22 protein-coding genes are annotated in these 21,311 nt (G+C 54.6%); 11 read left to right on the top strand and 11 right to left on the bottom strand.

Features of this window, described 5'->3' with window-relative positions:
• Positions 1 to 2 precede the first annotated feature (2 nt).
• Positions 3 to 461, bottom strand: a complete 459-nt coding sequence (locus ACRBB0_RS06875) for a (2Fe-2S)-binding protein (protein WP_431373666.1) — start codon at positions 459 to 461, stop codon at positions 3 to 5.
• 102 nt (positions 462 to 563) lie between these two features.
• Between ACRBB0_RS06875 and ACRBB0_RS06880 the strand changes: the two genes are divergently transcribed.
• On the top strand, positions 564 to 1,139 hold the full coding sequence (locus ACRBB0_RS06880; protein ID WP_431373667.1) for a TetR/AcrR family transcriptional regulator: 576 nt from the start codon (positions 564 to 566) through the stop codon (positions 1,137 to 1,139).
• 153 nt (positions 1,140 to 1,292) lie between these two features.
• Here ACRBB0_RS06880 and ACRBB0_RS06885 read toward each other — a convergent pair whose 3' ends face one another.
• On the bottom strand, positions 1,293 to 2,042 hold the full coding sequence (locus ACRBB0_RS06885; RefSeq protein WP_431373668.1) for an SDR family NAD(P)-dependent oxidoreductase: 750 nt from the start codon (positions 2,040 to 2,042) through the stop codon (positions 1,293 to 1,295).
• A gap of 134 nt (positions 2,043 to 2,176) precedes the next feature.
• On the opposite strand from ACRBB0_RS06885, the gene ACRBB0_RS06890 reads away from it, so the two are divergent.
• The 4 genes from ACRBB0_RS06890 (at position 2,177) to ACRBB0_RS06905 (ending at position 6,843) form a co-directional block, all read left to right on the top strand.
• Positions 2,177 to 3,166, top strand: coding sequence for an MBL fold metallo-hydrolase (locus ACRBB0_RS06890; protein WP_431373669.1), 990 nt, complete (start codon positions 2,177 to 2,179; stop codon positions 3,164 to 3,166).
• A gap of 82 nt (positions 3,167 to 3,248) precedes the next feature.
• Entirely contained in the window at positions 3,249 to 3,698 is a 450-nt protein-coding gene (locus tag ACRBB0_RS06895; protein WP_431373670.1) for a methyltransferase family protein, read from the top strand.
• Positions 3,699 to 3,821: 123 nt separating this feature from the next.
• A complete protein-coding gene (locus ACRBB0_RS06900) occupies positions 3,822 to 5,396 on the top strand; it encodes a Re/Si-specific NAD(P)(+) transhydrogenase subunit alpha (protein ID WP_431373671.1) in 1,575 nt (524 codons plus the stop codon).
• A 13-nt stretch (positions 5,397 to 5,409) separates the two neighbouring features.
• Positions 5,410 to 6,843 carry an NAD(P)(+) transhydrogenase (Re/Si-specific) subunit beta gene (locus ACRBB0_RS06905; protein ID WP_431373672.1) on the top strand — a complete coding sequence of 478 codons (1,434 nt, stop codon included), beginning with the start codon at positions 5,410 to 5,412 and terminating at the stop codon, positions 6,841 to 6,843.
• Positions 6,844 to 7,035: 192 nt separating this feature from the next.
• Here ACRBB0_RS06905 and ACRBB0_RS06910 read toward each other — a convergent pair whose 3' ends face one another.
• On the bottom strand, positions 7,036 to 7,365 hold the full coding sequence (locus tag ACRBB0_RS06910) for a hypothetical protein (protein ID WP_431373673.1): 330 nt from the start codon (positions 7,363 to 7,365) through the stop codon (positions 7,036 to 7,038).
• Positions 7,366 to 7,713: 348 nt separating this feature from the next.
• On the opposite strand from ACRBB0_RS06910, the gene ACRBB0_RS06915 reads away from it, so the two are divergent.
• Positions 7,714 to 8,097 carry a hypothetical protein gene (locus ACRBB0_RS06915; protein WP_431373674.1) on the top strand — a complete coding sequence of 128 codons (384 nt, stop codon included), beginning with the start codon at positions 7,714 to 7,716 and terminating at the stop codon, positions 8,095 to 8,097.
• Between the two features lie 4 nt (positions 8,098 to 8,101).
• Here ACRBB0_RS06915 and ACRBB0_RS06920 read toward each other — a convergent pair whose 3' ends face one another.
• A complete protein-coding gene (locus tag ACRBB0_RS06920) occupies positions 8,102 to 9,310 on the bottom strand; it encodes a bifunctional alpha/beta hydrolase/OsmC family protein (RefSeq protein WP_431373675.1) in 1,209 nt (402 codons plus the stop codon).
• A 132-nt stretch (positions 9,311 to 9,442) separates the two neighbouring features.
• Here ACRBB0_RS06920 and ACRBB0_RS06925 point away from each other — a divergent pair, with 132 nt between their 5' ends.
• The 3 genes from ACRBB0_RS06925 to ACRBB0_RS06935 are packed head-to-tail and all read left to right on the top strand — an operon-like array spanning position 9,443 to position 11,670.
• The gene (locus tag ACRBB0_RS06925; RefSeq protein ID WP_431373676.1) at positions 9,443 to 10,327 is read left to right on the top strand and encodes an endonuclease/exonuclease/phosphatase family protein; all 885 of its coding nucleotides are present in this window, start codon (positions 9,443 to 9,445) and stop codon (positions 10,325 to 10,327) included.
• The gene (locus ACRBB0_RS06930; protein WP_431373677.1) at positions 10,320 to 10,907 is read left to right on the top strand and encodes an NUDIX hydrolase; all 588 of its coding nucleotides are present in this window, start codon (positions 10,320 to 10,322) and stop codon (positions 10,905 to 10,907) included. Before ACRBB0_RS06925 ends, ACRBB0_RS06930 begins: the two co-directional genes overlap by 8 nt.
• A gap of 1 nt (position 10,908) precedes the next feature.
• Positions 10,909 to 11,670, top strand: coding sequence for a heme-dependent oxidative N-demethylase family protein (locus ACRBB0_RS06935; RefSeq protein WP_431373678.1), 762 nt, complete (start codon positions 10,909 to 10,911; stop codon positions 11,668 to 11,670).
• On the opposite strand, the gene ACRBB0_RS06940 is transcribed toward ACRBB0_RS06935, so the two are convergent.
• The 5 genes from ACRBB0_RS06940 to ACRBB0_RS06960 form a co-directional block, all read right to left on the bottom strand.
• A complete protein-coding gene (locus tag ACRBB0_RS06940) occupies positions 11,655 to 12,503 on the bottom strand; it encodes a hypothetical protein (protein ID WP_431373679.1) in 849 nt (282 codons plus the stop codon). The two genes, ACRBB0_RS06935 and ACRBB0_RS06940, sit on opposite strands and share 16 nt — an antisense overlap.
• A 151-nt stretch (positions 12,504 to 12,654) precedes the next feature.
• Positions 12,655 to 13,464 (bottom strand): lytic murein transglycosylase, encoded by an 810-nt coding sequence (locus ACRBB0_RS06945; protein WP_431373680.1) that lies wholly within the window; start codon positions 13,462 to 13,464, stop codon positions 12,655 to 12,657.
• Between the two features lie 169 nt (positions 13,465 to 13,633).
• A complete protein-coding gene (locus ACRBB0_RS06950) occupies positions 13,634 to 14,221 on the bottom strand; it encodes a hypothetical protein (protein WP_431373681.1) in 588 nt (195 codons plus the stop codon).
• 306 nt (positions 14,222 to 14,527) lie between these two features.
• On the bottom strand, positions 14,528 to 15,934 hold the full coding sequence (gene glnA, locus ACRBB0_RS06955; RefSeq protein WP_431373682.1) for a type I glutamate--ammonia ligase: 1,407 nt from the start codon (positions 15,932 to 15,934) through the stop codon (positions 14,528 to 14,530).
• 105 nt (positions 15,935 to 16,039) lie between these two features.
• Positions 16,040 to 16,378: a P-II family nitrogen regulator gene (locus ACRBB0_RS06960; RefSeq protein ID WP_431373683.1), complete on the bottom strand. Its 339-nt coding sequence runs from the start codon at positions 16,376 to 16,378 to the stop codon at positions 16,040 to 16,042.
• Positions 16,379 to 16,558: 180 nt separating this feature from the next.
• Here ACRBB0_RS06960 and ACRBB0_RS06965 point away from each other — a divergent pair, with 180 nt between their 5' ends.
• Positions 16,559 to 18,307, top strand: coding sequence for an NAD(P)H-hydrate dehydratase (locus tag ACRBB0_RS06965; protein WP_431373684.1), 1,749 nt, complete (start codon positions 16,559 to 16,561; stop codon positions 18,305 to 18,307).
• 15 nt (positions 18,308 to 18,322) lie between these two features.
• Here ACRBB0_RS06965 and ACRBB0_RS06970 read toward each other — a convergent pair whose 3' ends face one another.
• Together ACRBB0_RS06970 and ACRBB0_RS06975 are read right to left on the bottom strand one after the other, a co-directional pair.
• On the bottom strand, positions 18,323 to 18,823 hold the full coding sequence (locus tag ACRBB0_RS06970; protein ID WP_431373685.1) for a Hint domain-containing protein: 501 nt from the start codon (positions 18,821 to 18,823) through the stop codon (positions 18,323 to 18,325).
• Positions 18,824 to 19,165: 342 nt separating this feature from the next.
• The gene (locus ACRBB0_RS06975; RefSeq protein ID WP_431373686.1) at positions 19,166 to 19,510 is read right to left on the bottom strand and encodes a PilZ domain-containing protein; all 345 of its coding nucleotides are present in this window, start codon (positions 19,508 to 19,510) and stop codon (positions 19,166 to 19,168) included.
• 469 nt (positions 19,511 to 19,979) lie between these two features.
• Here ACRBB0_RS06975 and tig point away from each other — a divergent pair, with 469 nt between their 5' ends.
• On the top strand, positions 19,980 to 21,305 hold the full coding sequence (tig, locus tag ACRBB0_RS06980) for a trigger factor (protein ID WP_431373687.1): 1,326 nt from the start codon (positions 19,980 to 19,982) through the stop codon (positions 21,303 to 21,305).
• Positions 21,306 to 21,311 lie beyond the last annotated feature (6 nt).

Below are 21,311 nucleotides of genomic sequence, written 5' to 3' on the forward strand. Positions count from 1 at the left end.
TCTTAGCCCTCCAATCCGGCTGCATCTTTGATGGCAGCGCGAATGCGCGGATAGGTGCCGCAGCGGCACAAGTTGCCTGCCATTGCCTCATCTATGTCGTCATCGGACGGGTTGGGGGTGGTTTCCAAAAGCGCCGCTGCCTGCATGATTTGACCGGATTGGCAGTAACCGCATTGTGCGACCTGATGATCGACCCAGGCTTGTTGCAGCTTGTGCATCATGGCAGGGGTGCCGAGACCTTCAATCGTAGTGATCTCACCCTCAACGTCCGACAGCGGCATCTGGCACGAGCGCACGGCCTCGCCATTGATATGAACGGTGCAGGCCCCGCATGCTGCCACGCCGCAGCCAAACTTGGTGCCGGTCATGTTCAGCTCATCGCGCAGAACCCAAAGGAGGGGAACATCGTCTGGCAAATTGACCTCGTGGGTCTGCCCATTGACGGTAATCGACTTGGCCATGGAAAACTCCTCTTTCCGTTCGCTTCTGACAAAATCCGCCAAAAGTGTCAGTTTGTCAATTGCCGGTTTGACAAAAACTGTCGTTTTTGTCAGTTTCGGGGGATGAAGACTGAGACAAAAACCGATGATGCACGTGTACGGGCCATTTTGACAGCGGCTCTAAAGACTTTTGCGCAATACGGCTATCGTAAAACCTCGATGGAAGATTTAGCGCGGGCGGCGGGAATGTCACGTCCGGCGCTTTACCAACATTTTCGCAACAAAGAGGATGTGGCGTGCAATTTGGTGCGCGGATATTTTTCCGAAACCGTCGGGAAAGTCAGGGCGGCCCTGTCAGAACCCGGATCGCCAGAGCAGGTTTTGGAACGGGCGTTTCGGGCCAAGTTGGATGGTATGGACGAGCTTTTGAAATCCCCGCATGGGGAAGAGTTGCTGGCGCTTGGGCATGCTGTGTCTGCTGGAGATGTGGCGGAGGGCATGGCCTGTCTGGAACAAGGCTTTGCCGATTGGTTGCAAGCGCAAGAGCAGATCGGGGCGGTGCGTTTCGAAGGCGCGGCTTTGGATGTTGCGCGCGTGATTGTTGCGACGTTGGACGGGATCAAGAAGCCGCCCTTTGATCGGCTGGAAGAGGATCTCGTGCAATTGGCCAAGCTTATTGGCCGGGGGTTGGCCTGTTAACGCAATGGGTTACGGGCTGTTGTTAAGCGGGGCGGCCCAGATGGGCCGCGCGCGATGTCTCGTCATCCGGCGGTGCCGTCTTCCTCGGGTTGGCGTTCAGACGGACCCGATGAAATAGGGCCCAAATGGAGGGTGGAAGGCGGAGTGGGGCACCTAGATTTCACCACCCGCGATGCGGATATCCTGACCATTAACGCTTGCTGAATTGGGGCCGCAGAGCCACAGCGCGGCGTCAGCGACCTCCTGCGTTGTGATCAACCGCCCATGTGGGTTCATGTCAGTCATAAGGGCGCGGGCTTGGTCTTCGGCCAAACCGGTGCGATCCATTATCGAGGTGACGTTGCGGGTGATGATGTCGGTTTCGACATAGGCGGGGCAGAGCGCGTTGAACGTGTAGGGTTTGGTGGCATAATCGGCCGAAAGCGCGCGGATCAGGCCCAGCAATCCGTGCTTGGAAGCGCTATAACAGGGCGCACCTTTGAGGCCACGCACCCCGGCAATGGAGCTGATGGCAATAACCCGGCCCCAATCGGTTTGTGTCATGGATTTGAGGCTCTCGCGGATGGTGAGAAAAGCCCCGTCAAGATTGGTGGCCATCATGCTGCGCCAGAACTCAAGATCGGTCTTGAGGAGCGACTTGCCCTCGGCAATGCCGGCATTGGGCACGCAAACCTGTATCGGGCCACGCGCCGCGACGGCGCTGGCGATGCCATCGGTGACCGAGCTTTCGTCAGTAACGTCCATGACCAGCGGATGAATTCTGTCGCTTACAGCGTTTTCGAGCACCTCGGCGCGCCGTCCGGTGATGGTGACCTGTGCGCCATTGGCGGCCAAGGTTTGCGCAATGGCGAGGCCGATCCCTGTGCCACCGCCGGTGACGATTGCATGTGTGTTGGTTCGCATATGTGTCCTCCCAGGTTTGGTTCAGCCTAGCGGGGGCGCACGCGATGACAAGGCGGCGTGGAGGGAGTGACGCAACGGCGCTTGGCTTTTGAATTCACGCATGCGAATATGTTTTGATTCAGGAGGAAATCCACATGATCCGCACCGCATCGGGACAGTCAAAATCGGGCCATAAATTGTGGGGTAAGACCACTTTGGCCATAGCGTTATCGGCGACCACCGCATTTGCCAGCGAAGACATTGCCGACAAATACCCGCAATCTGAGTTATATGACAAACCGGTAGAGGTGATCCCCGGAGTGTATTCTGCGATTGGGGCCACGGCACCGCCGACCTATGAAAATGCGGGACATAACAACAACTTGTCCTTCATTGTGACCGGTGATGGCGTTGTTGTCATCAATGGCGGTGCATCTGTGCGTTTGGCTGCGGCTTTGCATGATGAGATCAAGGCTGTGACGGATCAACCGGTGAAATTGGTGATCAACGAGAACGGGCAGGGCCATGCCATGCTTGGCAATGCCTATTGGGCCGATCTGGGGGTTGATATTCTTGCGCATGCAGATGCGACTCATGTGGTCAAAGAGAACGGCGATTTTATTCTGCAAGGAATGCAACGCTATAACCGCGACAGGGCTGAGGGCACGCGTGTGGTGCCTGCGAACCTGTCTTTTGACGATAAATACGTCATTGAGATGGGCGGAGTGAGCATTGAGGCCCTGCATCTGGGGCCAGCGCATGACCCTGGTGATGTGCAAGTCTGGATCCCGAGCTGGGATATTGTGATCGCCGGTGACATCGCGTTTCACGAACGCATGCCGCCGATCTTTGCCGAGACCTGCACCAGTTGTTGGATTGAGACCTTTGAGGGGCCATTTTCCAATCTTGGGGCGACCTATGTGATCCCCGGTCATGGACATCCCAGCAATATGGCGATGGTTACAAAGGGCACAGTGGATTACCTGCACGACCTGCGGGCGAAGATCGGTGCGCATATTGACGCAGGAGGCGATCTGGCCGGAGCCTACTATGTGGATCAGGAACGCTGGAAACACATGGATACATTTGAAGAATTGGCGACTAAGAATGCCGGGCGGGTGTATGAGGAGATGGAATGGGAGTGAGGGTTGGCTTTGCTTGACCTTGCGGCCCATTCCGAGGCGGATATTTTGACCCATAAGACACATGTGGTGAACTGGGGATGGCATGAAGTGGATTGATGTACCGCCGGTCTGGCTTGCTGCGGCGCTTGGGCTGGCGTGGTGGCAAAAGACCCATTTTGCAATGGGATTGAGCTTTGGGCCGGGCTGGGCCGATTTATTGGGCGGTCTGCTGGTTGGGGGCGGAGTGATATTTGCTGCCTTGGCCATTTACGAGATGCGCCGCCACCGCACGACCCTGATGCCGCATCAAAGCGCTGATCGTCTGGTGAGCAGCGGCATTTTCAAACGCTCGCGCAATCCGATTTACCTCGGCGATGTCATGATCCTGATGGGGTTCATCTTGTATTGGGACGCTGTCTTGGCGTTGCCGCTGATTCCAATTTTTGTTTGGATCTTGGAGAAACGTTTTATTGAGCCTGAAGAAGCGGCATTACGACGAAAGTTTGTTGCCGAATTTACGCGCTTTTCGCAACAAACACGCAGATGGCTTTAACTTTATTGCATGTTGTGCTTTACAGCCCGCGCTGCCTGTCGCTGCAGTGCCTTTCGTCAAGGCGAAACGCGAATTAACGCCTCATCAGGGGCGTAGGAGTACCTGAGCATAAAGGGGAATACCGTGAAGATAGGGACGCCGTTAGAGGTCGAAGCTGGTGAGAATCGCGTTGCGATGACACCGGATTCGGCGCGTCAATTGCAGAAGCTTGGCTATGATTGTGTGATCGAAGCCGGAGCCGGTCTGAAAGCCGGTTTTTCGGATGCCGATTACACAGCTGCCGGTGTTGAGGTTGTTGAAGGTGCGGATGCGCTTTGGACGACATCTGACATCATCGCTAAGGTTCGCATTCCACAAGACGTCGAATTGGGCCGCCTGACCGCGGACAAGACGTTGATTACATTCTTTAATCCAGGCGGCAACGAAGCCGGTTTGGAACAAGCCAAAGCCTCGGGCGCAAGCGTGATTGCCATGGAAATGGTGCCGCGTATTTCGCGTGCCCAGAAAATGGATGCTCTGTCATCCATGGCTAATATCGCCGGGTATCGTGCGGTCATTGAGGCTGGCAACAACTTTGGCCGCTTCTTTACCGGTCAGATCACCGCCGCGGGCAAAGTGCCGCCGGCCAAGGTTTTGGTTGTTGGTGCCGGTGTGGCCGGTTTGGCCGCAATCGGGACATCGACCTCGCTTGGGGCGATCACTTACGCCTTCGACGTGCGCCCGGAAGTGGCCGAGCAAGTCGAATCAATGGGCGCTGAGTTTGTCTATCTTGACTTCGAAGAAGAGCAGCAGGATGGCGCAGCCACCGGCGGGTACGCCGCCGTGTCGAGCCCCGAGTTCCGCGAAGCACAGCTTGCCAAATTCCGCGAATTGGCCCCTGAGGTTGATATCGTCATCACCACGGCTCTGATCCCCAACCGCCCAGCTCCAAAGCTGTGGACCGAGGATATGATCGCTGCGATGAAGCCCGGTTCGGTCATTGTTGACCTGGCTGCGGAAAAAGGCGGCAACGCCGAAGGCACAGTGATGGACGAAAAGATCGTCACCGAAAATGGTGTGACGATCATTGGCTACACTGACTTCCCAAGCCGGATGGCAGCCCAAGCTTCGACCCTCTATGCGACCAACATTCGCCATATGATGACCGATTTGACCCCTGAAAAGGACGGTCAGATTAACCATGATATGGAAGATGACGTTATTCGTGGCGCGACTGTTGCCCATGGTGGCGAAATCACCTTCCCACCGCCGCCGCCCAAAGTGGCTGCGATTGCGGCCAAGCCCAAGGAAGTTGTTCCTGAGCTGACCCCAGAAGAAAAGCGTGCCCAAGAAGTTGCTGAATTCAAAGCACAAACCAAACAGCAGGTCACCCTGTTGGCAGTTGGCGCTGCGGTGATCCTTGGTGTCGGCCTCGTCGCCCCAGCAAGCTTTATGCAGCACTTTATCGTGTTTGTTTTGTCGGTCTTTATCGGCTTCCAAGTCATCTGGAACGTGTCGCACAGCTTGCACACACCTTTGATGGCTGTGACCAACGCGATTTCCTCGATCATCATTCTTGGCGCTTTGACCCAAATCGGGTCTGGTGGTGGGTTCCTGGTGGTTCTCTTGGCCGCGATCTCGGTCTTCTTTGCCGGAGTGAACATCTTTGGCGGCTTCCTCGTGACACGGCGCATGCTTGCCATGTTCCAGAAATCCTAAGGAGTAGAGGACAATGGATTACGGATTTACAACAGCGGCTTATGTGGTCGCGGCTGTCCTTTTCATCCTGTCTTTGGGCGGATTGTCTGGACAAGAAAGCGCAAAACGCGCCGTATGGTACGGCATGGCGGGCATGGCGCTGGCGGTTGTCGCCACGCTGATCGGCCCCGGTGCCGGTCTGTGGTGGCTGTCGATCATTTTGATCGCAGGCGGCGGTGTCATCGGTTACATGCTGGCAACCAAGGTCGAAATGACCCAAATGCCCGAGCTTGTGGCGGGTATGCACGCGCTGGTTGGTTTGGCTGCGGTGTTTGTTGGCTATAACGCTGAGCTGGTGATGAACAACGTCGCCGGGCTCGACGCAGCTGGCGTTGACGCGCTCAAAGGCTTCTCGGCCAAAGTGGCGCATAAAACACCGGTCGAAATCGGCATCCTTCAGGTCGAGGTTTTCCTTGGCGTGTTCATCGGTGCCGTGACCTTTACCGGTTCCGTCGTGGCCTATGGCAAACTTGCCGGCAAGCTGACGTCTTCGGCAACCAAACTGCCGGGCGGTCATATGCTCAATGCGGGCGCAGCCATCCTGTCGCTGATCTTGCTGGTCATCTACATGAGCTCAGGCGGCGGTTGGACGTTGCTGGTGATGTCGCTTCTGGCCTTCTTTATCGGCTATCACCTGATCATGGGGATCGGCGGCGCGGATATGCCGGTGGTTGTCTCGATGCTGAACTCCTATTCGGGTTGGGCCGCGGCAGCGATTGGCTTTAGCCTCGGCAACGATCTTTTGATCGTGGTTGGTGCTTTGGTTGGCTCCTCGGGCGCGATCCTGTCCTACATCATGTGTAAGGCGATGAACCGTTCGTTCGTCAGCGTTATCCTTGGTGGTTTTGGTGGCTCAACCGGCCCGGCGATGGAAGTCGAAGGCGAACAGATCGCAATCGACGCCGATGGTGTGGCTCAGGCGCTTGAAGATGCTGACAGCGTTGTCATCATTCCCGGTTACGGCATGGCTGTGGCTCAGGCCCAGCAAAACGTGGCCGAGCTGACACGTCGTCTGCGTGCGGCTGGCAAAGAGGTGCGTTTCGCGATCCACCCGGTTGCGGGCCGTCTGCCAGGGCACATGAACGTGCTCTTGGCCGAAGCCAAAGTGCCTTATGACATCGTGCTGGAAATGGACGAGATCAACGAGGACTTCCCAGACACCGACGTTGCGATTGTTATTGGCTCCAATGACATTGTGAACCCGGCCGCGCAGGAAGACCCCAATTCGCCCATCGCTGGCATGCCGGTTCTGGAATGCTGGAAAGCCAAGCAGGTGTTTGTGTCGAAACGTGGTCAGGGTACCGGTTATTCCGGCATCGAAAACCCGCTGTTCTACAAAGAAAACACCCGCATGTATTACGGCGATGCCAAAGCCTCCCTTGATGAGCTTCTCAAGCGCATCGACTAAGCTTTGCATCATAGCACAGCTAGAAAACGCCCCGGATGTGATGTCCGGGGCGTTTTGCGTTGGGCCGTTGTTTGGTGCCAGTTGGGCCAGATACGATGGGGGATCAGTGGGGCATGATCACAGGGACCATGTTCAAAGGGACAGGGTATCAGCTTGCAGGTAAAACGCGGTCGAAACAGCGGATAGCCTGTCTTACTCGTCTTGGTGAACCAAGTTGTAATCAGGCAATTCCTGAAAACTGGTTTCGCGCCGCCCCAGCCATTGCAACGTTTCTTCCTGCGTTTGAAATGCGGCCCCCTTGGCGTTTCCAGGCTCCAGTTCAGACAGAGTGGAAAACATTCGCGCCATTCCATAGATGGCCGGATCAGGCGCAAAGATGCCGATTTTCTTGATCACGCCGCTTTCTTTGCCTTCGATATTGGCGGACATGGCAAGCCGTTTCATATTGTTGAAATTCAGGTCATGCCCGGTAATGCCTGACAGATCGGCAATTTCGGGCATCCCGAGCCTATACTCGGGCATCGACCGCATCCGCTGCATTTCGTTTACGGCAGCGTTTGTTGTTTGATGTCCGGTGAAACTCAAGAAAACCAATTCGCCATTTGCGATTATTCTAGCGCGAACAAGAATGAAATATCCTTTCGTAATGACGGATGGGTCGCGATGACTAATTTGGAACCGTCGCTGACCAGTGATGGCTGACTTGCTTTGCTCGACAAGTCTTAGAATTGGCTAAAAATAATACGGGTTCAAGTTATTTTGCCGAAGTGCTCCGTTTTGAACGGCTCTAAGCGGGGACTAGGCCGAAAACGCCCGGTTGCATCTGTGTCGCTTATTGTTTATAAAAACACTCAGGTAACGGAGGGTGCAATGGTTTCTCGGCTTGCGGCGCATGCGTATTGGTCACGTTTATGGGTTCAACATATGGATGTCAGCTATGATCCGTTGTTGGAAACATTGCGGATTGTGTCGGCGCATTTAGGTCAGGCCGGGGTCACGCGATCCTGCGAACCGGTGGCCGACATGCTTCTTGCGCTGCCGCGTCTGTTGAACCGCGACCCGGCCTTTCACCCGCCCGGCCATGACACGCGCAGCTTTGATGAAAGCTGGATCTTGGCCCTCAGTGGCGCGTTGCGTCTGGCGGATGCGGACAATTATCGCTTTTTATTGCTGTCGCGCATGACGCCGCAAAACGCCTCTGAGTTTCATTTTATGTTCCGTCATGCGCTGACGCTTTTGGACGAAGCCGGATAGCGGGTTAGACCAGCTCCGTTTCGATCCTCGCGCCCTGTTCCAAAGTGCGATGAACAGGGCATTTGTCCGCGATTTCCATCAAGCGGGTGATCTGATCTTGTGTCAGTGGACCCTCAAGGCTGATCCGGCGCACAAATCGATCAACCCGAGTGTCCTTGGCTGTTTCGGCGTCTTGGGCATGAACCTTGTCATGTAAAACATCGACCGAAACCCCGCTCAGCGGCCAGCCCTTGCGGCGCGCATACATCCGAATGGTCATCGAAGTGCAAGCCCCGAGACCTGACGCCACAAACCCATAAGGCGACATGCCACGATTGGTGCCGCCATAAGCCAAAGGTTCATCCGCCACAGCATGGTGGTGCGGACCGTTTTGCACATCTTGCAAGAAACCCGCCGGATCCGCTTCGGACACGCGAACCACCCCTTCGGGCGCTCCAATTGGCGGGGCAGGGCTGCGAAGATCGAGATACCGTCCGGCCCAAGCCGCGATCACATCGGCAGCATATTCCGCATCACATGGATCCGTGACCAAATGGTCTGCATCATCCAGTGTGACAAAGCTCTTGGGGTGTTTGGCGGCGGTGAAAATCTGGGTCGCGTTGGAAATGTCGACAATCTCATCGCGGGGGGCGTGCAAGACCAAGAGGGCGCGTTTCATGCCCGCAATAATCGGCCCCAGAGTTTCCGCCTGAACGTCCTCTACAAATTCCCGCCCAAGTGTGATGGGACGACCGCCAAGCATCACCTGCGCTTTGCCTTTGGAGACGATTTCATCCAGGGCATCGCCAAAGTTATGGGTCACGTGGCCGGGATCAAACGGTGCCCCAATGGTGGTGACGGCACGAACCGAGGCAATTTCGGGCGCGGCGCGCAAGACGGCGGCACCACCCAGCGAATGGCCAATCAGCAAACTGGGGGCCATGCCGCGCGCGTCAAGATAGGCCGCCGCCGCCTTGAGGTCGGTCACATTTGACGTGAAGGTCGTGTTTGCGAACTCGCCGTCGCTATGGCCCAGCCCGGTGAAATCAAAGCGCAAAACCGCAATGCCCATCGCCGAAAGTCTGGCCGCGATGCGCCGTGCTGCGGGAATATCCTTGCCACAAGTGAAACAATGCGCAAACAGCGCAGTGGCGAGGTGAGGGCCGTCAGGCAGGTCAAGCCGCGCCGCAAGCGCGCCCTCGTGCCCTTCGAAAGTGATACGTTCAGTTGGCATAGTATTTCCCGCAACAGGGCACAGACCCCGTTTGTTGTGATTGTGTGTGTCTGGTGTTGCGTTAAAACTGATCGTCGAATGCGTTGCATGCAAGGGATGTGTCAGCGTTATGACACGAAGGTGAGAGGTTTCATGGTTTTGGTGAAAGCTGTTGCAGTGCTGAGCGCGATCCTTGTTTTGCTGGGGTTTGGCGGTCGCATTCATCCCATCGGCGATTCTTGCGCCGTTTTCCGGGTCGAACTGACAATCTTATGTGCCCTAACGGTGATTTGGACAAACTGGCCACGGGCCGTTCGTTGGCCCCTTGTTGGGATGTGTTTGGCGGTCCTGACGGTGCATGTGGTACGTGGGGTGCAAACCGGCGGGAGCGGCGAGGATTTCACCTTGTATCAACAAAACCTCTTGTTTGATCGGACGGATGGTGGGGCGGGGGCCATCGAAACCCTAGGTCGCTTGCAGCCTGATTTCATCACGTTCCAAGAGGTATCTGACATCAATCGCCCTATTCTTGACCTTTTACTCCCCGACTACCCGTCTCAACAGTTTTGTCCATTGGGTGATTTTCTAGGGGAAGCTGTGTTGTCCCGCTTTCCCGCGGTGCCGGACAGTGGGTTTTGTTCCGCGCGCGACGGATTGGCGGGATTGCAGCTAGAAACACCACATGGCCCGGTTTGGTTGGTTTCTGTGCACCTGAATTGGCCTTGGCCCAAAGGTCAGGCCGCCCAGATTGCCCAGCTGATCCCTGACTTGAAACGCTTGCAAGGCCATGTGGTTTTGGCTGGCGATTTCAATTCGGTGGCTTGGTCCCACGCGGTGTCTCAGATCGCAGACGCCTCTGGCACGCAGCGCATTGGTCCTTATCAAGGCAGCTTTCATTTGCCCAAAGTTGCTCTGCCGATAGGGATCGACCATGTGTTGACAAGCCCAGCCTACGCCCAAACAGTGTGGAGCTTGGGCAAGAACGGATCAGACCACAATGGGCTCTGGGCAAAACTGACGAGATCGAAACATGACTAACCCGCATGATATTGGGCCTTTTATGTATGATGACGCGCGCGAAAGGTCTGAAATTGATCGGTTAAGGGCTTTTGTCCAAGCCAATAGTGGTGCCAGTTTTTCACGCGACCCATGTATTGGTGGTCATGTCACCGGCTCGGCCTTTGTTTTGTCACCAGACAGGACCGCAACCTTGTTGACCCATCACGCTAAGTTAGATCGGTGGTTGCAACTTGGCGGTCATTGCGACGGTCTCTTTGACGTTCAATTCGTCGCCCTGAAGGAAGCCTATGAGGAATCGGGTTTGCCGAAACTAACCTTACTGTCCCCCGATGTTTTTGATCTCGATATTCACTGCATTCCGGCCAATGCCAAAGAACCAGAGCATTTGCATTATGACGTGCGCTACTTGTTGCAATCTTCGCAGTGGGAGTTTGAAACCTCGGTTGAATCCAAAGCGCTGCGGTGGGTGCCACTTGGTGATTTGCCCAATTTTAGCCAGTCCGAGTCGGTGCTTAGGCTTGGACGCAAGGCGCTTGAGTTTCTCGCATCCCGTTCCGAAATAACCTCGCGGTCTGGGCAAACCGCCTTTGGATCTTAGTATGATAAATCAGCCTGTAATTGTACAATCTTCGCTGCCGTTTGATATTTCTAAACCTGTTCGGCTGCCGGGCATTGCGCCTTTGGACCCCAGAAAATGGGTGCATGTTGATGAGGCCTATCGCGAACAAATGTCCCTGCGTCGCGCTTTGATCCGAGATCAGCCAAAGGACGTCATTGCCTATACTCCAAATGCGTTGCCTGCGGCCCAGGAACTGTTGCAAACGGTGCTTGATCACCTGCCTGACGGATTTAAGACCACACCGGGTGGCATATTGGCCCCGGACGGGCACGAGTTCCGAGTGGACATTGACAGGCCGCTGGAAACAATAGGAAGTTTGGTACAAGAAGACATGTGTCTCTTGCAAGACATGGACGGGGAACATGTCCTGACAGCCGCAGTTTTGTGCTTTCCTGCCAGTTGGTTGTTGTCCGAAAAAATCGAGCGACCCTTGACGCATATTCATGGGGCCGTCGCCGAATATAACGACGAGATCGCCAAGCGCGTACAGCGGCTTTTCGATGGGGTTAAACCGGAAAAGCCACTATGGCGCTGGAATGCGCTTTGGAATGACACCCCGGATTTATTCCAGCCAAGATCGGTTCACGATCCTCGTCAACCGACAGATGCGGGCACCGAGGCATTTCTACGCTCGGAACGTCAATGCATCCTTAGGTTGCCAAAAACAAAAGCTGTGGTGTTTTCGATCCACAGCTTTGTATTGCGCCATTCAGATGCCCAGAAAGCCTATTGCATGACCTGACGCAGCACCAAGCTAAGACGGTCCGTGTTATAGAGAACCGTAAATAGAATGGTCACAATCATCACTTGCGACACCAGCCGAAAATCCATGCCGCGAAAAATACCGATGATAAACATCGCGATACCGACGGGAAGTGAGACAATCGAAACAATCGCCGCAATGAGCCAGCCGGCCGCGCTCATACGGGAGGATTGGCCCGGTGTCATGTCGTCGTCCTGTGCGGCAGGTGTTTCGGCAGGAGGCTCTGACGCGTCAGTTTGGTGATAGAGATTGGCAAGCGTGTCGCGATCTTGGTCCTCGTCCATCGCTCCCAAAATCAGGGCGTCTGCGACATCTTCGGGCGACTCCCATGCCGTGTCCAACCGCGCAGGCTCAGGCCGCTGAACCTGTTCAACTGCGGGGGCGATCGGCGTCGGTTTGATACGCGAGCGTTTTGGCGAAACATAACTGCGCAACCGAATAAAATCTTCGACATCCAGCAATACGTCGGGCGAGTACCATTCGATGATGTCAGCAGGGGATTCTTTGAGAGCGCTCAAAACCGTATCAGACAAGATTTGTGCGGCGGCCTCATCCTCTGTCGGGGTGCCGGTGCTGGTGACCACTTCCAGAACCATACGCGGCCCATAATCGCTGTCTTCTTGCGGCGTGACACGTAGGCCAAAATAGCCCCCACGCACTGTGTCGGCCTTGTCATTAAGCCGTGACCCGCCGTTTGGGTGTGGATCCAATTTGGCCAACACACGCCGCGCTGCATTCAAATATGGGCGAGGGTCCAGATCCCGTGCATCGGGCAAAATCAACCCTGCATATGGATACTCGGTGGCGTACATAGGCTTCCTCACAGAAATAAACAGTTATCTTGAGGAGCTGTTATTGCGCCCGATTTGGGTGACAATCGGGCGCAATTAAGATTTTAACAGTATTTTAGCGGACCATCTGTGCCGCAATGGTTAACGCTGGGTAAACCATTAAAGTGGACCCTTATCTGTCGATCCGAATGGCTGAGGCTGCGATGGCTTGCTGGTAAACCGTGGCTGCGTTCCATTCGTTCAAAACGCGATAGTTGGTCTGACCTTCCTGATAGCCTTTGCCAGGTTTCCAGCCTTTTTGACGCAGGAAATTGGCGGTTGAGGCCAGAGCGTCTGCTTCGTTATAAAAATCCACCCGGCCGTCGCCGTTGCCATCAACGCCATACCGCATGGCATTGCCGGGCAAGAATTGTGTGTGACCCAACTCACCGTGATAGGCACCTTTTTGGTTCGAGCTGAGCATGCCGCGATCTACCATTTTCAAAGCTGCCAAGGCGTGTGGCTTGAAGAAATCCGAGCGGCGGCAATCATAGGTCACGGTCAAGATCGACGAGACTACAGTCGGCGCTTTCTTTGGCCACATGAATTTACCGTAAGCGGTTTCCATACCGTGGATCGCGATAATGATACCGGCCGGAACCCCGTATCGTTTTTCCAAACTGGCGTAGAAATTGGCATTGCGGGCTTTGCGTTTGCGAGCGGTCGCCGCAAATCCATCAAGCGAGCCAAGGCGGATTTTCACAAACTTTTCAAAGCTGTACTTCACACCTTTTTGGCTGCGATCGGCTTTGATCGTCCCATGGGAATAGCTTGATCCCATCAGCGCATCGATGCCCTTTTTCTTGACACCTGCGGCTTGCGCTTCGCGTGCGAATTCCGATTTCCAGGCATTAAATCCTGAGCTGTCATTGCCACAGCTTGCGGCGAGGGCAGGGCCCGCAGTCAGAAACGATAGACAAAGGGCGGTAACAAGGCGGCGCATGTGGCTCTCCGGCAATAAGTATAAAATCACCGGGACGTTAACCGCTTTCGGGGGGCGGGGCCAAGGGGGAATTCCTGACCCATCTGGCCATGACAAACCAAGATTTTTTTATGAAAGTCATTGCGCCGACCCGAAAGAGATGCGTCTGAAACCGCCGTGCATGCCCCTTTTAATGAAGGTTGCCAAAAACCGGCCGGGCGGCCTTTGCCATGCGTTCGAACATCGACTGACTTTGTGGGCGCGCCAGACTGTTGGCACCTGTCAGCGATCCAGACGCCCGTCGGATAATATCGCGCAAATCTTCTTCGTCGGGCAAATCCTGAACTTTTGGCTCCTGCGGAGTTGGTTCGTTACGGTGTGGCGAGAAACTGTCGGCCAGGCCTTCGACAAAACGAAGCCGCGGAATGCGGACATCTGAGCTTGGCCAGACGATGAATGTCGCGGGTAGGTTCAAGGCCAGTGGAAACACCAAAAAAGCAAGATGGGCGCGTTTCGCGTCTTGGCTGGTTTCGTCATCATCCGGGCGTTCCGAGACGCAAACGGTCAGATTGGTTTCGCGATCACCGTAAATCACTTCAATATAGGCGCTATACCGGTTGCAGGTGATGATCAGGCTGTTTTGAGCGATCTCAACGGCGGCAACCACCTCTTTAACACGCAAGAGGGATGTAGTCAGAATTTCCGACACCTTTGACAGGGACACAAAGCGATCCTCAGTAAAGATCAGCGTGGCAGTTGTGGCCAATGTGCGTTTCATACCCTCTCTCTCCTATGTAGGTGGTTGCCTGAGCGGGTATTGTGCCAAGCAAGCAAGGCAGAGGCGGGGCAGGATCTTGGGAACTGGGGCGGATGTGCGACCCATTTGTCTTGGAATTGCCATAAAGCCAGTTGAATGTGGCGTTTCCGGCATTTTTGACCCTAAAAGCCACAAAAAAGCCCCAAACAACCGGCGGTTTTCATAAAATCCAAGGCAATAATGTGGCGCCAAACGCAGGTCTGAGCCGCCAAAAGAAAAGGCCCCCGAAAATCGGAGGCCTTCCCAAATCTACAATCCAATGACGGATTAGCAGCTGTAGTACATGCCAAACTCAACAGGGTGAGGCGTGTGTTCGTACAGCTCGATTTCTTCCATTTTCAGGGCGATATAGCCGTCGATCTGATCTTTGGTGAACACGTCACCGGCGATCAGGAAGTCGTGGTCTGCTTCGAGGCATTCCATGGCTTCACGCAGGCTGCCACAAACGGTTGGGATACCGGCCAGCTCTTCTGCAGGCAGATCATACAAGTTCTTGTCCATGGCTTCGCCGGGATCGATCTTGTTTTTGATGCCGTCAAGGCCAGCCATCAGCAGGGCTGCAAAGCACAGGTATGGGTTTGCGGCTGGATCAGGGAAACGAGCCTCAACGCGCTTGGCTTTTGGGCTTTCGGTCCATGGAATACGAACACAACCCGAGCGGTTACGAGCCGAATAGGCGCGCAGAACGGGGGCTTCGAAACCTGGGATCAAACGCTTGTAGCTGTTTGTCGATGGGTTGGTGAAGGCGTTCAGCGTCTTGGCGTGCTTGAGGATGCCGCCGATGAAATACAGCGCTTCTTCGGAAAGATCCGCGTATTTGTCGCCAGCAAACAATGGCTTGCCGTCTTTCCAGATCGACATGTTTACGTGCATGCCTGTGCCGTTATCACCGTAGATCGGCTTGGGCATGAAGGTCGCGGACTTGCCATACGCCTGAGCCACGTTGTGGATCACGTATTTGTATTTCTGCAGCTCATCGGCCTGTTTGGTCAGGCTGTCAAAGATCAGACCCAGCTCGTGCTGGCACGACGCCACTTCGTGGTGATGCTTGTCGGTTTTCATGCCGAGGCGCTTCATCGTCGACAGCATTTCAGAGCGGATGTCCTGTGCGTCGTCGGTTGGGTTTACTGGGAAATAGCCGCCTTTGATGCCGGGACGGTGGCCCGTGTTGCCCATTTCGTATTCGGTATCAGTGTTCCACGAGGCGTCGATGGCGTCGACTTCGTAGGACACTTTGTTGATCGAATTCGAGAAACGAACGTCGTCAAAGAGGAAGAATTCCGCTTCTGGACCCATGTAAGCAACGTCGCCAATACCCGAGGACTTGAGGTAAGCTTCGGCTTTTTGAGCGGTGCCGCGTGGGTCACGCTCATAGGCTTCACCAGTGTCGGGCTCAACGATCGAGCAATGAACACAGACGGTTTTTTCAGCGTAGAACGGGTCAATATAGGCGCTGTCACAGTCAGGCATCAGTTTCATGTCTGATGATTCGATAGATTTCCAGCCCGCGATGGAGGAGCCGTCAAACATGAAGCCTTCTTCGAGGAAGTCTTCGTCGACCTGGTCTTCCATAACTGTCACGTGCTGCAATTTGCCGCGCGGATCGGTGAAACGGATATCGACGTAAGCGACGTCCTCGTCTTTGATCAACTTGAGCAGATCTTTGGCGCTCATATCACTATTCCCTTGGTTGCTTTGTTCTTAGGATTTGCCCGAAGTGAGATCGAATTTTCGCCGAAAATTCGCGCACTCCGGGATGTTGGATTTACGATGTCGCGGTTACAGAGCGTCTGAACCGGATTCGCCGGTGCGGATGCGGATCGCCTGTTCCACGGGGGACACAAAGATTTTGCCGTCACCGATTTTGTCAGTTTTGGCGGCTGACGTGATCGCTTCAATCGCACCATCGACTTGATCATCATCAAGCACGATTTCGATTTTCACTTTCGGAAGAAAATCGACCACGTATTCTGCACCGCGATACAGCTCTGTATGGCCTTTTTGACGGCCAAAGCCTTTAACTTCGACTACGCTGAGACCTTGGATACCTGCATCTTGCAGGGCTTCCTTGACCTCATCGAGTTTGAACGGCTTGATGATCGCTTCGATCTTTTTCATGGCCAGAGCTCCTCTCCTGAAATTCCAGATTCTTGCAGTGAGGGAGACCACTTCTCTTTGGCAGGGACAATCGGGTAGGGTGACGCAGGTGGAAAATGACATGCTGAAAAAAACAGCACGCCTGAAATGTGGGCGTTTTGCACAAAAAGTAAGCGAAATTGAATCGCGAAGGATTTATCAATGGCGGAACTCCTGACAGCTGCGCAGATGCGCTCCCTCGAAGGGGCTGCAATCTCCAGCGGGTCGGTATCTGGTCTGCAGCTTATGGAACGGGCGGGGCAGGGGGTGGTTGACGCAATCCTCAGCGAATTCCCGGATCAAAATGCACCCTTATCCTCGTCGGTGAGCCCAAGCCCTTTTCATGCGGTGGTTTTATGCGGGCCCGGCAATAACGGCGGCGATGGATTTGTCATCGCCCGTTTGCTCAAAACCCGGGGGTGGCTGGTCGAAGTGTTCTTTTGGGGCGCGGTCAACAACATCCCTTCCGATGCAAAGACCAATTTTGATGCATGGCGAAAGATAGGAGCCATTTGTGAGATTGATCCCAAGCTGGCCGGACTGGGGGAGCCGCCTGATGTTTTAATCGACGCAATGTTTGGCACGGGGGTCAAAAGACCGATCCCGCTTGACTGTGCCAAAGCCTATCAAGCGGTTTGCGCTCGGCGGACGCACGACGGCGCGCAATCAAGCCGCAGCGCTATTTACAAGGTCGCTGTTGATGCACCCTCGGGATTGGACGTGGACAATGGGCGATTTTTGATGCCTCAACCTCCCGAAGGCGAGGGGGAAACGGCTTTCTCGGATTTCCTTCACAAAGACATCTATCCCCGTTTGTTGCAGCCCGATCTGTGTGTCACCTTTCACCGCGCAAAGGTAGGGCATTACCTTGGTGAATTTGGTGCCAAGGCTCCCGTGGTCGTCGATATTGGCCTGAACACTGCCCTGAACTCTGCCCTGAACATTGGCGCAAAGGATCGCAGCGCGCCCCACTTGGCAGGGCTGGCCGAAGCCCTTGATGTTCTGCATTTGGTAGACCCTCACAAGGCTTTTGGTAGTACGGCCCATTGGCTCAAATCTGCGACACATTTGGCAAGGCCAGGGCATAAATACGATCGTGGCCATGCCCTGGTATTTGCAGGTGGGCCGGGCCGAGGAGGCGCAGGGCGCATGGCTGCGCGGGCGGCATTGCGTGTGGGGGCGGGGTTGGTCACTTTGGCGGTTCCGCCATCTGCGGTTCAAGAAAATGCCGCCCAGTTGAACGCGATTATGTTGTCGCGATTTGACGATGCGGTTTCCGTGCTCAACATCTTAGAAGATGATCGGATAAGTTCGGTGATCTTGGGTCCGGGAATGGGGGTAAATGATCGGTCCCGTTCAGTGGTGAAAGCTGTACTGAATTCTAGTGGTATGCATCGGCGGGTTGTGCTTGATGCGGATGCGCTCAGCTGTTTTGCCGACGATCCGCAGGAGCTCTTTGACCTATGTGGCCAGCATGTTGTTATAACGCCGCATGAAGGTGAGTTTGCGCGGCTGTTTCCAGATTTGTCCGAAAAAGTTCGAAACGCCAAAACAGATGCGCCGGGGCTGTCCAAGATTGATGCAGCCCGCATGGCCGCAAAACGCAGTGGCGCGATCATTCTTCTCAAGGGGGAAGCGACTGTCATCGCGTTCCCAAATGGGAGGGCATCGCTCCATTCTGCTTTGTATCATCGCAGCGCTCCTTGGTTGGGCACTGCCGGGGCAGGGGATGTTTTGGCCGGCATGATCGGAGGGATATTGGCCAACCCAATGTTTGCAATAGGGCTCCACCAAGCGGTTGAGGCGGCGGTTTGGTTGCATGTTGAATGCGCGCGGAGTTTCGGGCCGGGCTTGATTGCTGAAGACTTGCCAGAAGAATTGCCCAAGGTCTTTCGAGCCTTGGGCCTGTAATTGAGCCTGTAAATGTCAGACCATGACCGAAGCTGGCGTTGCTGAGGCCAATTCGAGCCCGTCGGCATATAATATGTGCGGGTTGTCGAAATGCATTTCAAAGAGATCAAGGTCGACCTCGCCAACAGATCGAATGAATTCTCCATCGATCAATCGCGCGGCGGGCACCAAGGCCTGAGAGGCCCCAAACAAGGTGGCGGCACGCCAATCGCGCACCAAAACCTCTTGTCGTGCCGGGATGAGCGCGTCGCGATCAGGCCGCGATACTCCCAAGGTGCCGGGTTTAATGGCAACCGCTTCCACGCGGCGTTTACAGCGGCGTATCGAGGTGAGCGTCGCAACACCACTGTTTCGGCTGATAACCCGATCACCTTCGTTCAAAAATTCAACCGGAAGGGCCCCGTCAAGCGTAAGAACCACCATTCCAGTGGGTAACGCATTGCAAGCGTCTTCTGGCGCAATATGGCGCGCGGGGAATCCTGCCCCCAGAGCACGCCGGACCGTTTTCGGTTCCATTGGCGTATGCCTCGTATGATTGTCTGCCTCTTTGTCGCCACATTATTGCAAGATCAGGTAAATGTCCTGTCTTTTCGGCGGGATGTGCCATTGTTTTTTTGATTAAAACTTAAAGGACACAGCCCAGTGTGACGATCGAAGAACACATACTGGCTTTTGAGACCGAACGTGAGGAGCGGCCGCGACTACCGGGCTAGGACAGTCAATGGCACGGCCCTTCAAAAGGAGAGCCGTTCCTTGAAAGAACACCGGTTGCCCGCATTTCTGCGTTGAAAGCGATGCTCAGTTGCGTGTTCGTTAGGATCTCGGTTTCCGCCCCATGCGTCCCATGAGAGCACAGAGTTAGAACTGGTCGGACAGTCGAGCATAAAGGTATTCTGACAAGGCGGCCTTTTCAGCTTCGGTGATCCGAAACTCCAGGCCGGCCTTAAAGGGTTCGATCCAGCGCAAATTGGCGTCGCATGCCCCATGCCCAGGGACTGAAAATTTCACTGTTTCCATCTCGTCAAATGGACGCGGATCATCTGCAAACTCTACCATAGCTCCGGCGGCGGAAACGTCCCTAATTTTACACGGGTACTCTTTGTTATTGAGGGTGACATGGGCGGTGAACGTTGCCAAATACCGCTCATACCTTCGTGGTGTTAGTTTTTGCAATGATGGGAAGCGGAAAAGTGTTTGGAGCATAGTGTCTTCTCGTTTGCGAGATTGTCTTGGGGTTGGTCTATTTAAGATAGTCTAACGGCACCTTAAGGAGTGTTAAAATGCAAAGCGGAAGTCGTTAAAAATTGTCTAAATTCGGACCAAGCTTCCTCACCGTCCCACCTGATATCGCGCAGCACAACAGGTCTTGAATCATGTGAATTCCAATGTGGTTTTGTCTTGATGGGACGAATGAAGACATTTTTGCGGGGCTCGGGACGCGTTAACCGGTTTAAGGGGCTCGCATCGGAATCCCCGAATCCTTGCGCAGGTGCCCGTCGTTTCGGAGTTTAATCAAATAGAAATGGTCGGCAAATCGCTTTGATTTGTTCCCGAGGGCCTGTTGATGCGCGAAATGAGCTTGCGCGGGCCGACGCCCATGCTTAGAAGAGCGCAGATTTATACATGTGCTGTGGCGCTGCGCGCCCCGGCCAAGCCGAAAAGAGGACGAAGCATGCAGGTCACCGAGACCCTGAACGAAGGCTTGAAGCGCGGTTATTCGATCGTAGTTCCAGCCGCTGAGCTGGACGAAAAAGTCAATGCCAAGCTGGTAGAAGCGCAGCCCGAAGTTGAGATGAAGGGCTTTCGCAAGGGCAAGGTCCCCATGCCACTGCTGAAAAAGCAATTTGGTCAGCGTCTGATGGGCGAAGCGATGCAAGAAGCCATCGACGGTGCGATGAACAAGCACTTCGAAGAAAGCGGTGATCGTCCTGCGCTTCAGCCTCAGATCAAAATGACCAACGAAGACTGGAAAGAGGGCGACGATATTCATGTCGACATGTCCTACGAGGCGCTGCCTGACGTTCCAGAAGTCGACATGTCTGCAATCGCTGTAGAAAAGCTGGTTGTTAAAGCTGACGACGCAAGTGTTGACGAAGCCCTGGCATCCCTGGCCGAAACCGCACAGGAATTCGATACCAAAGACGGCGCAGCCGAAGACAAAGATCAGGTTGTCATTGACTTCTTGGGTAAAGTTGACGGCGAAGCGTTTGATGGCGGTGCCGCTGAAGACTATCCGTTGGCACTGGGCTCCGGATCGTTCATTCCCGGTTTCGAAGAACAGCTTGTTGGTGTAAAAGCCGGTGACGAGAAAAACGTCGAAGTCAAATTCCCAGAGGAATACGGTGCTGAAAACCTAGCTGGCAAAGACGCTGTTTTTGAGGTCAAAGTTAAGGAAGTGAAAGCTCCTAAAGCTGCTGAAATCAATGACGAACTGGCGACCAAATTCGGCGCTGAAGATCTTGACGGACTGAAAACCCAGATTCGTGAGCGCCTTGAAGCTGAGTACACCGGCGCGGCGCGCCAGGTTATGAAGCGCGCCATGTTGGACAAGCTGGACGACCTCGTCACGTTCGATCTACCGCCATCTTTGGTTGAAGCAGAAGCTGGCCAGATTGCACATCAGTTGTGGCACGAAGAAAACCCAGATGTAGAAGGTCACGACCACGAAAAGGTTGAGCCGACCGAAGAGCACAACAAATTGGCGGAACGCCGTGTGCGTTTGGGGCTGCTGTTGGCTGAATTGGGTCAGAAAGCCGAAGTTGAAGTTTCAGAAGCTGAAATGACACAGGCAATCATGAACCAGGCGCGTCAGTATCCAGGTCAAGAACGCGCGTTCTTTGACTATGTTCGCGAAAACCCTCAGATGCAGCAACAACTGCGCGCGCCGATTTTCGAAGACAAGGTTATTGATCACATTGCCGAAAATTCGACTGTGACTGAGAAAGAGGTGTCGAAAGACGATCTTCAAAAGGCAGTTGAAGCTCTCGACGACGAATAAGTCTTT

This window comes from Pelagimonas sp. (assembly GCF_050633425.1).
In the GTDB taxonomy this organism is placed as follows: domain Bacteria; phylum Pseudomonadota; class Alphaproteobacteria; order Rhodobacterales; family Rhodobacteraceae; genus Pelagimonas.

What these genes read in the sequence shown, in the direction of transcription:
- ACRBB0_RS06875 (WP_431373666.1), bottom strand. Translation starts at nt 461, where the DNA reads ATGGCCAAGTCGATTACCGTCAATGGGCAGACCCACGAGGTCAATTTG.
- ACRBB0_RS06880 (WP_431373667.1), top strand. Translation starts at nt 564, where the DNA reads ATGAAGACTGAGACAAAAACCGATGATGCACGTGTACGGGCCATTTTG.
- ACRBB0_RS06885 (WP_431373668.1), bottom strand. Translation starts at nt 2,042, where the DNA reads ATGCGAACCAACACACATGCAATCGTCACCGGCGGTGGCACAGGGATC.
- ACRBB0_RS06890 (WP_431373669.1), top strand. Translation starts at nt 2,177, where the DNA reads ATGATCCGCACCGCATCGGGACAGTCAAAATCGGGCCATAAATTGTGG.
- ACRBB0_RS06895 (WP_431373670.1), top strand. Translation starts at nt 3,249, where the DNA reads ATGAAGTGGATTGATGTACCGCCGGTCTGGCTTGCTGCGGCGCTTGGG.
- ACRBB0_RS06905 (WP_431373672.1), top strand. Translation starts at nt 5,410, where the DNA reads ATGGATTACGGATTTACAACAGCGGCTTATGTGGTCGCGGCTGTCCTT.
- ACRBB0_RS06910 (WP_431373673.1), bottom strand. Translation starts at nt 7,365, where the DNA reads ATGCCCGAGTATAGGCTCGGGATGCCCGAAATTGCCGATCTGTCAGGC.
- ACRBB0_RS06915 (WP_431373674.1), top strand. Translation starts at nt 7,714, where the DNA reads ATGGTTTCTCGGCTTGCGGCGCATGCGTATTGGTCACGTTTATGGGTT.
- ACRBB0_RS06920 (WP_431373675.1), bottom strand. Translation starts at nt 9,310, where the DNA reads ATGCCAACTGAACGTATCACTTTCGAAGGGCACGAGGGCGCGCTTGCG.
- ACRBB0_RS06925 (WP_431373676.1), top strand. Translation starts at nt 9,443, where the DNA reads ATGGTTTTGGTGAAAGCTGTTGCAGTGCTGAGCGCGATCCTTGTTTTG.
- ACRBB0_RS06930 (WP_431373677.1), top strand. Translation starts at nt 10,320, where the DNA reads ATGACTAACCCGCATGATATTGGGCCTTTTATGTATGATGACGCGCGC.
- ACRBB0_RS06935 (WP_431373678.1), top strand. Translation starts at nt 10,909, where the DNA reads ATGATAAATCAGCCTGTAATTGTACAATCTTCGCTGCCGTTTGATATT.
- ACRBB0_RS06940 (WP_431373679.1), bottom strand. Translation starts at nt 12,503, where the DNA reads ATGTACGCCACCGAGTATCCATATGCAGGGTTGATTTTGCCCGATGCA.
- ACRBB0_RS06945 (WP_431373680.1), bottom strand. Translation starts at nt 13,464, where the DNA reads ATGCGCCGCCTTGTTACCGCCCTTTGTCTATCGTTTCTGACTGCGGGC.
- ACRBB0_RS06950 (WP_431373681.1), bottom strand. Translation starts at nt 14,221, where the DNA reads ATGAAACGCACATTGGCCACAACTGCCACGCTGATCTTTACTGAGGAT.
- glnA (WP_431373682.1), bottom strand. Translation starts at nt 15,934, where the DNA reads ATGAGCGCCAAAGATCTGCTCAAGTTGATCAAAGACGAGGACGTCGCT.
- ACRBB0_RS06960 (WP_431373683.1), bottom strand. Translation starts at nt 16,378, where the DNA reads ATGAAAAAGATCGAAGCGATCATCAAGCCGTTCAAACTCGATGAGGTC.
- ACRBB0_RS06965 (WP_431373684.1), top strand. Translation starts at nt 16,559, where the DNA reads ATGGCGGAACTCCTGACAGCTGCGCAGATGCGCTCCCTCGAAGGGGCT.
- ACRBB0_RS06970 (WP_431373685.1), bottom strand. Translation starts at nt 18,823, where the DNA reads ATGGAACCGAAAACGGTCCGGCGTGCTCTGGGGGCAGGATTCCCCGCG.
- ACRBB0_RS06975 (WP_431373686.1), bottom strand. Translation starts at nt 19,510, where the DNA reads ATGCTCCAAACACTTTTCCGCTTCCCATCATTGCAAAAACTAACACCA.
- tig (WP_431373687.1), top strand. Translation starts at nt 19,980, where the DNA reads ATGCAGGTCACCGAGACCCTGAACGAAGGCTTGAAGCGCGGTTATTCG.